Below are 13,582 nucleotides of genomic sequence, written 5' to 3' on the forward strand. Positions count from 1 at the left end.
TTCAATCCTAAGGGCATCTAGAGATTCCTCCCAGCTTTTCAGAACTCCGCTCTTGACATGATTTCAGTCTGTTATCTCGAGGTCAGTTGGAGTTCTTTTCGGGAGCGTAAAGATAGAAAACATTGTGTCTCCCATTGACATATAATTTCATAACATTCATAATCATGTCTCCGTTTCTCGTTTTGATACACAAAGTCATAAAAAACAGCCTTTCTTTTAAAAGAGTTTCCATTCTACCTTTACTTTGTAGGTCGGACTAACATAGTGATCCTTTGTAACGGCCCATACATAAATATATTCCCCATCAATGATTAGCAACTGACGATTGCCCATATGTAATGTCCGTTTCCAGATTTTTCGGACAGAATCGTATTCCATCATCTCATCCGCTTTTAAAGTATCATTTGTCTGGTCAATACAGACTTGTGTGGAAAAATAAACCCCTTCCAGCTTTTCTGGCTCTAGGTTCACACTGGCATATATCGTATAATCCTGCATTTCTTCTACCAGGTTTCGATTAATCCAAGATGATTCCACCCGAACCTGCCGACCATTATTTTCATACCAGGGTTTGGATTGTACCAATTGGTAAAGCGGTGAAGATGCCACCGGTTCAGGTAATATATTAGTAGGAACAGTAACCACATCTGTTTCAGCAAATGGTGGGTAGTAGAGATATGCGCCCAGAAAATGATTTTGAGGCAACTGCTCGATTGATAGAGTAATCTTATTTTCTTTATCCCATTCTACAAGATCCGTAATATCGAGATAATCAATCAATTTGCTTTCTTTTCCATAGTGATTTACCGTTACATGGGTGTGTTGATATATCTTTCCATTTATTGATATAGTGACCGCGCCTACGGCAGCCGCATCAGAAAACGGAACAACCAGAAACAGGCGATATGGCAAAGCCCATGCAAAATTCTCCCGATGAAGCTGATCTCGCAGTACAGGAATTAGTGCCTCTATTTGCTCGGCATTTTTCGGTCGGGCATTTTGCAGTAACTCCCTAATTGCATCCGTAGCAAAAAAACTAGTGTGCAGTGTTACGGTTTCCATGGATTCATAATTGGGGCAGGAAATCTTCTCACCGTTCTGATCGGTCCAGTCATAAAGATATCGTGCTGCACTCTCTTCCCCATATTGGAGCGAAAATACAAGCGAGCCATGTTTTCTGGAGAATGGAATTTCTTTGCCATTTATCATTAATCGACGTATCACATCGAACTGAGGAGTTTGAACAAATCCGTTTAAGATGCTAGATTCCGGGGCGCTGCTCCCTATAATATGGAGTGTCTCACCTTCCAGGTGGGTCGAACCATTGATACCATATAATGAAACGGAAACAGGTTGTGCCTTTTCTAACTCAAAAACCAGTACCTCATATTGCGGTACCTGAATATGAATTGTTTCCCCATAGGAAAATGTGCCCTTCCCAAGCCTTTCATCATAGAATTGGACCTCTTCCATAGGATAGATTTGTTTTAGCGTATATTCTCCCGGCATTTCCAAACCAATTTCATCATCTAGTTTCAGCGCTATCTCACTTCGGATCGGAGCAGCATTGCAAAGAAATAAAAAACCATGATCACCCAAAATCTTACTGTAGCCGTCTACAGTACCGCAAACAACTTGGTTACCAAATGCGACCGCATTCTGATTATACTGAAAATGATCCCTGCCCCATTGTGCCCATTTCCTAAAAAATGAGATATAATCCCCATAAATGTCCTCCGGATCATATGGAATCATCGGTACTGTAATGCTTGCACCAGCCGCCAACGCAGATATAATTCCATACTTCCATCCTAAATGGTCAAATAAATAGAGCAATCCCCTGGGATCGGCACAATATTGTGTCATCCGGTGCGCAAGGGAATGGTTGATAACCGCAGGCATGAAACGAAAATTCTGATTCCACCAGCTTTGAAACCTCATCCCGCTTGCCGTTAGTCTGTCTTCTGACAAATCAGGATAGATTGTTCCCGCATCATAAGGACACTGTTCCCAATATGCCTCATGTTGGTCAAACCCACGAAATCCCCAAAGGCCATACTCTTTTGTCCCATGAAACCCCTGAATGTAAAGCTCCGGGAAGGTATCTTTCAGTCTTTTTACAAGATTCATGGCATTGCGGAAACCCTTATATGCACCTTTTCCCGGCACATGACCATGCTCTGCGCTGTAACAGAAAAACCCGTTACCCGGTCCGGGGTCCCAGTCCCATAACGTTATCCCATATTTTTCAATAGTATTTTTCTGCACCTGGTAAAACCATTCCGCAAAATCATCGTCTGCTATGCAGTTTTCGCGTGATCTCTCTCCACAAATCCCTATTTTTTTCCAATTTGGCTTTTCAAAGGTAGAAGCAAACTCTGTCATCGGACTGTCACAATAATTGCTGTTGTCCGGAGCAGAACCCATATAAAAGCCTATTTTTAGCCCCTTATCTTTTGCGTAATTTAAAATTCGTTCCGCTACGGAACCTTCTGGCGCCAGTTCCCAAAAGCTGCCTTGGTTTGGAAGCGGCGGCCGGTTTCGAACTAGTGGATTAAAGGTGATAATATCTCCACCCATTCTGACAAAATTGTCAATATAATGGTAATACATCTGCTCATCTTCCTCAGTTTCCGGCTGCTGCGGGAGAGGGCTGAAGAAATTATAAAAAACAACTTTAAAATCGGTTACTCGCAAATCAAGATAATCATCAGCAAACTGCTTAAATGAGCGAATTTCATTCCTGTCCAAAGCTATATAGCCGCTTGGGTTGCGGTAGCGCGGATGACTGACATGATTATACCGAATACTTGTTTTCGGTATCTGCTGTTCTATCATCTCTCCGCTGAACCGATATATCCCCCAAAAATTAGCTTCTACGGACCATGGCTTATCCGGCGATACTGTCATGCATGGTTCAAATTGAATTTCCAGGCGGTTATCTTCGGAATGAGCCGAAAAACATGGATTTGCAAATCCAATATACAATCCATCATGCTCAAAACGAACAAATTCTGTTGTCGGGCAATTCCAAAAAGTATGATAGTCAATGATTTCCAATGGAGCACGTTCAAACCAATCAATTGTCCGTACCTTATATATGGTCATGGATTGTTTGGGAAATACGGACAGAAGGCGTTCGATATAGGAAGATTTTGATAATCGATACGTAATCCGGTAAATACATGACGGTGTATCATATTGATATGTTATCGATGTTGCATGTGTCTGATCAATATCCGGGATACAATCGGTAGTGCGAAACGTTCCGAAATCTGAGGATACCTCCAGTACGTCCTGGGTCATTGCAACTACTTGATCATTGCGAACAGAGCCTATACTTGAGATATTTCCAAAGGCATCCAGTACAAGAATTAATTCTTTATTTTTCAGTTCCATAACCATTCCCTTTCTGAACGTAATTATGCTTTCATGCCAGTCATAACGATTCCCTTTACAAAGAAATCCTGTGCAGCGAAGAATAAAATGAGAACCGGAAGTACGCTAATTGTCAGTCCTGCCATTAATACGCCCCAGTTAGTAGCATAAGTGCCCTGCAGTGAGGCTACCCCAACAGTTAATGTTACCTTTTCCGGAGAAATAATAAAGACTAATGGATTCAGATAATCTGTCCAAGAACCATTGAAAACAAATATTCCTAATGTAGCCAATGCAGGTTTACTTAACGGCAAAAAAATTCTGGAAAAAATTCCAAATTGGGAACAGCCGTCAATTTTTGCTGCCTCCGACAATTCATCTGGCATGGTTATAAAAAATTGTCTCATTAAAAAAGTGCCAAACGCCGTAGCCAATCCGGGGAGAATTAACGCCGTATGAGTATCGACTAGCCCTAACATTTTGAAAATGATAAAGTTTGGTATTAACGTCACATGTGCAGGTACCATAAGAGTGGCCAAATATAAGAAGAACAGTTTATCTCTTCCTTTAAACTTTAATTTTGCGAAAACATATCCGGCCAAAGAACTTGTGAAAAGCTGCCCAATTGTCACAATTACCGCAATTTTCAAACTATTCATGAAATACTGTAGAAATGTAACCTTATTAAAAAGCCAATCATAATTTTCGAATGTGAATACTTTCCCAAAAATCTGGGGCGGATATGTAAATATTTCACCAGCTTCTTTAAATGATGTTGCACACATTAGAATAAATGGAAGGACAATGCATAGAGAAACTGGAATCAGAATTAAATGCAACGGTAGATGCCACAGAATTTCTCTTTGTTTTTTCTTTGACATTATTAACACTCCCTTCCGTTTACGATGACCAATTCTCGGATTTGTTAAACCTAAACTGTAAAAATGTCAGGATAAGTACAATTATAAAAAGAATATAGGAAATTGCAGTTGCATAACCCATATCAAAATAACGAAAAGCTTGTTGATAAAGATAATGTACCATTACCGAAGTACTTCTTCCCGGTCCACCTTCAGTCATTAGCATTACAATGTCAAACACCTGGAAAGACCCGATTACTACCATAACAGTCACAAAAAATGTGGTAGGGGACAGTAAGGGAATGGTGATATTTCGGAATTTGTGCCAGGCGTTTCCTCCGTCCATTTCAACCGCCTCGTAATAGCTGTTTGGAATTCCTTGTAACCCGGCCAGAAATATCAACATATAGTATCCAATATTTTTCCAAACAAATACGAATATAATTGAAAACATCGACCAGTTAGCATCTGTAAGCCAGTTTGGTCCGGCAATTCCAAACCAGGACAAAAAATAATTGACAAATCCATAGTCTGGTACCAATAACCATTTCCACATCACAGAAACTACTACATTAGAAGATATTACCGGCAAAAATATTAAAACTCGATAAAACTTTTTACCTAATATCTGTTGATTTAGTGCCATAGCAATTAACAGGGAAGCAATAATTACCATAGGAACAGAACACGCCGTAAAAATCAAAGTATTAACTAGCACCTGTATAAAAATTTCATCCTGAGTAAAAAGTCGAATATAATTATCGAATCCAATAAACTTTGGGGTCGACAACATATCCCATTGCATAAAGCTCAATACGAAAGCGCTTACAATTGGTATTAGTACAAACAAAAGAAAACATATTAAGTTTGGGAGTAAAAAAATTCCAGCCCAAGTTGAATCCCTTTGCATCATTTTTTTCATCTTACCATCTCCAAATCCATAATCCTGCCGCTGTCTGAGCAATTAGGACAGCGGCAGTTCTGGATATCAATTATTTGCTCAATGCTTCGGTTGCTCGTTTCTCTATATTGAGGATTGTAGTCTGTGCATCCTGATCATTATAATAGAAGTTTTTAATCTCTTCATCAGTAATGTCGCGCACATTAGCACCCGCCATATGAGTTGGGGCAACAATCGCATTTTTAAATATAGAAGTCATGTTGACGAATTCCGCAGGATGAACGTCTGGATTAAACCATTGATCCTGGTTTTCTGGTTCATACATTTCTACACGATTGCTCATCCATAATCCACTCTGTACAAATGGAAGCTGGAAATCTGTCGAAGCTAGATGGGAAATTAGTTTCAGTGTTTCTTCCTTGTGTTTGGTACCCGTCCAACCTGCTACATTATAAGAACTGAGAACGGCATTCATAGTCTTACCATCCATTGTCGGCAATGGAGCGACTCCGAAATCGAAGTCCATATTGGCTAATTCCTGCATAGAGAAAGACCCTTGGTTTACCATCGCAATTTTTCCGGTCTGCAGCATTTGATTGGCGGACATACCGCTTTTGCTAGAAACATTAGCCTCCGGAGCCACACCATATTTCACACGAAGATCTTTAAATTTCTGCATTACATCTATCATTTTGTCGGGATCGCTGATCTTGCATGAGGTATAATCTTCATTAAAAATCGTGACCCCCATATTGACCAGATATTGCTGCAATGGCATGAAGTCAACTTCAAAGCCAAAGGCACCATACTGTTCTACCGTATCTCCATTTTTAATAGTCAATTTTTGAGCAGCATCTAAGAATTCTTCCCATGTCCATGCTTCGTCCGGATTGCTTGGAGGCATCTCAACATTTGCTTTTTCAAATAAATCACGATTATAGAATAGAATATTTCCTACAATACAACTATCAATACCATAGAATTTGTCACCCACTTTGCTTTTGGTTGCAGACCATGGTAAAAAATCCTCTTCCTTATAATATTGATGGTATATATCAGTTAAGTCTAATAGCTGCCCTTGTTCAATAAACTGACGATAAAACGGAACATCCATATAAAAAGTATCTGGCGCCGCTCCTCCTGCCATCATAGTAAGTAATTTTGTATGATGCTCTTCTGAGGGGCCAGAAATGTATTCCACCTTTATTCCTGGGTTCTGATCCATAAAGGATTGCAAGCAGGCTTTATTTGCTTCTGTTTCATAAACACTTGCTTCCCATCCCATGAATTGAAGCGTAACATCCCCGGATTTTCTGGTATTGTTTTGAGATGTCGTGTTATCCGCTGTTCCGCAAGAAATCAGACTGGCTGCCATGAGTGCAGCGCATAAAACTGTGCTAACTGTCTTTTTCATTTTCATATACATACTCCTTTCAGTATTGACGTTATCCTTTGATGAGATTTCTATTTCAGAACTGTCAGCCTCCTTTCAAATATGATAACGTTGCCACATTTTGGCAATAATACCATTTATAACAATACTTTTATTATATACATACCATAATTGATCTGTATTAAGCATCGTGTGGTAACGTTATCACACAATTGAAAACAATTTGCACCTCTTTTTCATAAAGCGATACAAAATTGATTCGAATCTTATTCATCAAATGCCCCATAGAAATTCATGGATGGCCTTGCAATAAATTTGGAAATAAACTTTTTCATCATCGGTACCTTTTCCGTTTGTCCAGAAACTAAATTTACAATTGCATCTGCACAATATTCACCGATCATTTCAAAATTGTGATCAAGTGCTGCTAATCCAAGATAATCACACCATGGATTGTTATCGTAGGCTATCAAGCTGACATCCTTTCCCACCTCCATATTTAAATCCCTGAATATTTTAAGGAACGCGATGGTAATATCAGTAACGCCGGCAATAACAGCGGTCGGCTTCTCTCTCAGCACCCTTTCTCTGAGCGTCTCATACCCATCACGATTTCCATGTGGTAATAAGAAAAAATCTTCCTGCTTTACCTCAGTCCCAATTTCCTTCATAGCTCTTGCATAACCATAATATTCTTCATTGACTAAGTTTGCTTGCTGCTCTGAATCTAAAAAATGTTCTACAAACAAAATGGAACGATGTCCTCGGTCAATCAGCATTCTGGTAATATCATAACTTAATTTATTATCATCAATAATGGCGGTGTGCAACCCGGTATACTGCTGACCAAATAATTGCAAAATCGGAATATTATTTTTTTCACACTGCTGAATTAAATCCCGATTCGCATAATTTGAAAAAAAGCAGATCATTCCATCAACACGGGACGAAATGAGAGATTCTAAACATCCGCGTTCATATTCCCTTTTTCCGTTGGTATATACGATTAACAACCGATAGCCATACTGATGTAGAATCTGCTCTACATAACATTCTAAAAAATCCATCTCACTAAGCAGCATCATACCAATTGTCTTGGATCTGTCCTCACGTAAGCTTCTGGCAGTCAAGTTTGGCGTATATCCTATTTGAGCTGCAATTTCAAGGATATGCTCCCTCTTTTCTGGAGAGATATATACATTTTCTCGAAACGCCCGTGAAGCAGTAGATAATGAAACCCCCGCTTCTCTGGCCACATCTTTTAAAGTAATCATTTAATATTCACCTTTGTGACAACGTTGTCATATTTTCGTATTTATTATATATCGCCGACTATTTTTTGTCAAGTATTTTCTTGAATTTATTCGATCTATACAAAATATAAACTTCTATTTTTATTTCAAGTGACTCATATCAGTATTACCTCTTATTAAACTTCGCTATACAGATTTGTACTCTTCACAGAAGATTCGATTTTTCCCCCACTGCAACAGCAAGCTGTAGCTTTTTCGTCGTGTATAGGTGAATGAAATTTACAAATGTGGCTGCTTCGTTGAAATCAAGGTTACTAAAAAACTTTCTCGCTGCCCGGAAACAAAGAGAATGTGTTAAAAATAGTCCTCTCCAATTTCCTAGAAAAAATAGAATACAATTAAAAAATGGATACAACTACTTGAAAAATCAGATAGAAGTTCCTCTTTTTTCTCTTTGATTCAGCTTTACTCTTAGGCCTCCATAGTAAAACTGTTTTGGAAATTATCTCAAAAGTCCAGTAAGTCCGTATGAATATCCAAAAATGGAGTAAAATACTTTTTTCGGGGTGCCAGCAGGCTTTTTAACTCAGTCTTGAAGATGATAAGATACCGTTTGCACAGCTCCGGATTGATTGTTTCCTCTATCCGTTCTAAAAAATATTTATTCCAAGTAAATTTCCCAAAACCATAGCTTTCCCGACCGGTTACAATAAACTTCTAAAATATAATAAATCTCTCCTACGCAGGTCAAATAAGAATATAACTTATAGGAAAGATACGGACACTGGAAGCACGAAAATCCCTTTACTGACAGGACTTGTGTTAGTTTTGATATGATGATCTGTATGTACAGTTTTGAAACGCGGGAAGATTCTTTTGAAACGTGAGGTATTGTCTCATTCCGGAGCTTCACCTTTAAAGTGAAAGCGATTTCTTCTTTATCGATCGGCACATCGGAAATTTGAAACATCGTAGATAAATATCCGTTAAGATAGATCGCACTGCCTTGATTCCCGGAAAAAGTACATAGGGTGATATATCCCAGTTCTTGCAGTTTCTTTAACAGCCGGCTGACTCCCGCCTTAGAGATTCCCCAGCGTTCTGATAAATCAGTATAGCTGACGACAGGATTACCAGTATTATTCCGAAAATAAACAACCGGTCCCTTTGCAGACCCCTGCACTCTTTCGTCATGATAGACTGTGTTCAGCCACAGATCCAGTACAATGTCTAATTCGCTGCATTTTTCAATAGAGATCAGTTCACTGACAGACGCTACCGGGAAAAAGAAAAATCCAGTATCCTTTTGGCAAGGGGCATGATACCCCAGAACAGAATTATTCTTTTTCCAATCTGGGATAACTACTTTCACCAGATTTTTGTGTTCCATCAATGTGAATTCCATAAAGTGATGATCCTGTAATAACTTCAGGACATCTATCGTTTGATGCTGGTACTTTAGTCTGAAACAGCTTGTTAGTTCCTTGAGAGAAAATATCCATTCTCCCGGCCCGATTAAATAGGAGATTCCGTCCATTCTGCGGTATGAGGATCGGAAGTTGGCAAAGCTGTACAGGACTAAAAGAGCAAAAAAATAAGAACCTCCGGTTTTTCGAAGATTCTTATCATTCATTAGTTTTCTTATGAACTCACGGTAGATCCTACAACGAGGATAATCCACGAGTTGTTTTATTTGTAATCGATATGTGTTCATATGACCGGCTCCTTTTTCATTCCTTAAAAATGTCAACGGGAGCCAAACACCCTTGTCAACATTTCTGTCAACAGCGTGTCAACGAGAGCAAATAGGCGTCTATTGCACCAAACGACATTTATTGCAGCTATTTACAAGAAACGCCGTTCCGATATGGTCATTTAATACAAGAAAAGTTAGTTTTTTCATCAAAAGTTCAAAGAGTTCTTTTCTACGAACCAAAAGGTCGGGGGTTCGAATCCCTTCTGGCGTACCACAACAACGGACTTCATACGAAGTCCGTTGTTGTTTTTTGTATTTCTATGAAAATTGCGGCAGATTCCCGCAACGCGGATAACCGCCGAACGATTTGAGCCGCAATTGATATATGCATATATGGAATATGTAACCTTTCTGACAAAAACACCGGGAACGCTATTTCATCTCGTTCCCGGTGTTTCTATTTATTTGCTTTTTTCAGAAAGAATGCGTTTTGTCGTTAAGATACCGCTTCCTGCGCGTTATGGGAAAACAAGGAAAGGATGGCTGGCTGCACTTCTGTTCTATTTTCCTGCTGATCGAAAAACATTACAGACTGTTCCGAAAAATACATTTGGACAGTCTGACTATCGTCATCCCAAAAATGATCGCCCTTTACTATCATGCGCCCAAACTCTGTCATAACATAATACAATGTTTCGCCACCCAAATGTTCCCGAGCCAGTACTTCTCCTTTCAAAGTCAGTCTGCGGCCCACGTCAGGCTGAAAATAGATCTCTTCCGGCCTGATAGCCGCATAATAATCTCCAAATTTTAGCACATTGGCCGGAGGCGACCCAATAAACTGTGCCACAAACAAGTTCTGCGGATTGGTATAAATCTCACGCGGCGTTCCCTGCTGCATAATGTTACCCCCGTTAAGCACGACAATATGAGTCCCCATAGACATCGCCTCTACCTGGTCATGGGTAACATAAAGGAAGGTCGTGCCAAGGTGTTTATGCAAGGACGCAATCTCTACACGCATTTGACTGCGCAGCTTTGCATCTAGGTTGGAAAGCGGTTCGTCCATCAAAAAAGCCTTTGGCCGCTTTACAATCGCCCGTGCAAGCGCCACACGCTGGCGCTGTCCTCCCGACATCTGCGCCGGAAGCTTATCCAACTGATCTTCTAGCTGTACCAATTTCACAACACTATCAATCCGTTTTTGGCGTTCTTCTTTTGGTACCCGTTTAGCTTTCAGCCCATATTCAATGTTTTTGCGTACATTCATATGCGGGTACAGCGCGTAATTTTGGAATACCATGGCAATATCACGATCCTGCGGCTCCAATCCAGATACATCCTCATTGCCAATAATCAGGCGGCCGGCATCCTGTTTTTCTAATCCTGCTATAATACGCAGCAGGGTCGATTTCCCACAGCCCGACGGCCCCAGCAAAACTGTAAAAGAACCATCTTGAATTTCTAGATTTATGCCATGGAGAACCGCAGTTTTCTTAAATCTTTTTTTAATATCTTGTAAAACAATCCTGCTCACTATGCCACTCCCTCTTTATCGTTGACCAATCTTTGGCACAACGCGGTGATTTCTTCCTGGGAAAAGCCCAAATGTGCAAGATACCCCTTGGCGCCATGATAGGTGTAATTCAAATGATCAACAAAAACCGAAATATATTCTGGTTTTGCCGCAAGCATCGCCTGCACATTTTCTTTTTCCATGCCCTTCGGAACATTATTTTCTAACTGCTCAACCAGTGGACGGAGCAATTCTTCCGTAAAAGTATATTCCCACACAACATCGTCTTTTGCTACGCCGCAGGCCAGTAAAAGTATTGCGGCTAGAACCCCGGTACGGTCTTTTCCGGCAGTACAATGGAACAAAACTCCACCATGGCTGTGTAAAATAGTATCAAAAATCTGAAAGAACGAATCAGTGCAGTGGTCTGCCATGTAGATATAAAGTTGACCCATATCAATTTTTTTCTGCGCCAGCGCTTCCGGAGAAGCATCGGCAGAAAACACCGGGATTGAGTGATAATCAAATCGGCTGTCACGAGATAGCGGATTCTCGCTTTGAGCAACCTCTTCCGGACTCCTCAGGTCAATTACCGTGCGGATGCCAAAATCGTATAAAACATCCATATCGCGCCGCGTCAATTTATCCGGATTTTCACAGCGGATATACGCCTTGTCGCTGGTCAGCATATTCCCAGCGCGATACCCTCCCAAATGCCGGGCGTTTATCAGCCCCTCCATTGGGATATGTGTCGTTATCTTCATTATTTAATCCCCCATTTCACAAAGGATTGGATCACCTGTTTTTGAATCAGCAAATATAGGATCAGAATTGGCAGGCTTGCCAATACAGAAGCCGCCATCAACGGTCCCCACGAAGTAAGCTCTGCGGACATAAAAGAACGCAAGCCAAGCTGAAGGGTGGTCTGTCCCTGTGAGATGATCAAGGCAGGCCAAAAATAATCGTTCCAGGAATTGATAAACAGCAGGATTCCCAAGGACACGATGCTGGATTTAATATTAGGCAGAATCAGCTTAAACAATACCCCGCAGGCAGACATCTTATCCATTACCCCAGCCTCAATCAACGCCTTTGGAAAAGATTTAAAAGACGGATACAGGGACAATATCGCAAAGGCGGAGGCCATGTTGGGGACAATAACCCCCATCAGGGAATCCCGGAAGCCCATTCCAACAATCGTGGTATAGTTTGGGATCATAATCGCCTGAAACGGTACCAGCCAAGTCAGTGAAAAAAGGGCATATATCAGCTTAGACCCCGCAAAATCCCACCGGGTTAACGCATAGGCTGCCATCACTGCGGTGCAAAGCTGCAAAATTGTTTGAGAAAGCGCCATCACCAAGGTGTTAGCCGTCATCCCTACCATGTCGATTGCTTCCATTGCATAAGTATAGTTTTCAAGCGACCAGCTGGACGGGAGCAGGGAGTTGTTAAAAATTTCTCCCGCACCCTTAAAAGAACTGATCACCATCCAGTAGATGGGAAAAATCGCAAACAAACACAACAGGATCAAAAGCAGATGTTTGCCGCCGGTACCCCATCGAATACGCCTTTTTTTCGTAGCCGGCGCAGCTGGTTCCATCTGTAATTCCATAGGCAGATACTCCTTAATTATCGTAAAAGGCAATTTTCCGTGTCAATCTGGTAAACAACAGCGCCAAAAGGCCAAAACCAATAAAGAAAACCACGGCGGCCGCAGCCGAAAGCCCAGAGTTAAAGTTTTTGAAGCCGTAGGTCCAAAGCAGGTAGTACACGTTGGTGCTGGCTCCCGCGGGCCCGCCCTGGGTAAGCACGTCAATGTAAGCAAAGGTCCATTGCGCAGTCATCAGCACACTCATCATAATCATCAACATGATCGTGGGGGAAAGCAGCGGAATTGTAATAGACAGGGTCTGTTTCCATCTTCTGTGGCCATCTACGCTTGCAGCTTCATAATAGCTTTTGTCAATCCCGGTTAATCCAGCGGAAAACATCAGCGTGGAAAATCCAATCATTTTCCAGCCTGCTATGATGACAATAGAAAACAGCACCATGTTTTCGTCTGACAAAAAGCGTATCCCTTCTTCAATAAACCCCATTTTTATTAATATGCTGTTAATCAGCCCATTCACCGGATGCATCAGCCAGCGCCATACCGCAGAAATCGCGACCGGCGGCATGATCATAGGCAGGAAAAATAAAGCACGGTAAATATTTTTGACCCGATTACTCAAATTGTTGGTGACGATCGCCAGGATCATCGGGATAACCACGGAAAACGGCAACATCGCTAAAATATAGATCGCAGTGTTCAAAACTGCCTGCAAAAAATCCGGATGAGTGAAAATATACCGGAAATTTTCCAACCCCACATTGATCGGTTCCACATTTGGGTTCATGTTCCACTGTTTGGTGGAAAGCCCAAATGTTTCCACCAACGGACGGTAAACCCAGAACAGTACCAGCAGCAAAGCCGGCGCCAGAAACAGAAAAGGGGTCGCGCGTTTCATGATCGTTTTCGCAATGGAAGGGCGGCGCACCGAAATCTGTTCTAAAGGAAGTGCTATTTCGCTCATACTGTTTCC

The 13,582-nt window shown here is 41.1% G+C and carries 10 protein-coding genes; all 10 read right to left on the reverse strand.

The window, feature by feature from the left end; all coding sequences use genetic code 11:
- Positions 1-216: 216 nt before the first annotated feature.
- The 10 genes from CZ360_RS02075 to CZ360_RS02120 all read right to left on the reverse strand — a co-directional run bounded on the left by CZ360_RS02075 (position 217) and on the right by CZ360_RS02120 (position 13,573).
- On the reverse strand, positions 217-3,399 hold the full coding sequence (locus CZ360_RS02075; RefSeq protein ID WP_077532530.1) for a hypothetical protein: 3,183 nt from the start codon (positions 3,397-3,399) through the stop codon (positions 217-219).
- Between the two features lie 23 nt (positions 3,400-3,422).
- On the reverse strand, positions 3,423-4,259 hold the full coding sequence (locus CZ360_RS02080) for a carbohydrate ABC transporter permease (protein WP_077532531.1): 837 nt from the start codon (positions 4,257-4,259) through the stop codon (positions 3,423-3,425).
- A gap of 19 nt (positions 4,260-4,278) precedes the next feature.
- A complete protein-coding gene (locus tag CZ360_RS02085) occupies positions 4,279-5,160 on the reverse strand; it encodes a carbohydrate ABC transporter permease (protein WP_077532532.1) in 882 nt (293 codons plus the stop codon).
- A 70-nt stretch (positions 5,161-5,230) separates the two neighbouring features.
- Positions 5,231-6,559 carry an ABC transporter substrate-binding protein gene (locus CZ360_RS02090; protein WP_159438077.1) on the reverse strand — a complete coding sequence of 443 codons (1,329 nt, stop codon included), beginning with the start codon at positions 6,557-6,559 and terminating at the stop codon, positions 5,231-5,233.
- Between the two features lie 239 nt (positions 6,560-6,798).
- Entirely contained in the window at positions 6,799-7,806 is a 1,008-nt protein-coding gene (locus CZ360_RS02095; protein WP_077532534.1) for a LacI family DNA-binding transcriptional regulator, read from the reverse strand.
- Positions 7,807-8,446: 640 nt separating this feature from the next.
- The gene (locus tag CZ360_RS02100) at positions 8,447-9,190 is read right to left on the reverse strand and encodes a MarR family transcriptional regulator (protein WP_229407964.1); all 744 of its coding nucleotides are present in this window, start codon (positions 9,188-9,190) and stop codon (positions 8,447-8,449) included.
- Positions 9,191-9,977: 787 nt separating this feature from the next.
- Positions 9,978-11,018 carry an ABC transporter ATP-binding protein gene (locus CZ360_RS02105; RefSeq protein ID WP_077532536.1) on the reverse strand — a complete coding sequence of 347 codons (1,041 nt, stop codon included), beginning with the start codon at positions 11,016-11,018 and terminating at the stop codon, positions 9,978-9,980.
- Positions 11,018-11,761, reverse strand: a complete 744-nt coding sequence (locus tag CZ360_RS02110; protein ID WP_077532537.1) for a tyrosine-protein phosphatase — start codon at positions 11,759-11,761, stop codon at positions 11,018-11,020. The genes CZ360_RS02105 and CZ360_RS02110 overlap by 1 nt, the downstream gene beginning before the upstream one ends.
- Positions 11,761-12,612: a carbohydrate ABC transporter permease gene (locus CZ360_RS02115; protein ID WP_229407965.1), complete on the reverse strand. Its 852-nt coding sequence runs from the start codon at positions 12,610-12,612 to the stop codon at positions 11,761-11,763. The genes CZ360_RS02110 and CZ360_RS02115 overlap by 1 nt, the downstream gene beginning before the upstream one ends.
- A gap of 13 nt (positions 12,613-12,625) precedes the next feature.
- On the reverse strand, positions 12,626-13,573 hold the full coding sequence (locus tag CZ360_RS02120) for a carbohydrate ABC transporter permease (RefSeq protein ID WP_077532538.1): 948 nt from the start codon (positions 13,571-13,573) through the stop codon (positions 12,626-12,628).
- Positions 13,574-13,582 lie beyond the last annotated feature (9 nt).

The sequence above is a fragment of the Massiliimalia massiliensis genome (assembly GCF_900155615.1).
Classification (GTDB): Bacteria; Bacillota; Clostridia; order Oscillospirales; family Ruminococcaceae; genus Massiliimalia; species Massiliimalia massiliensis.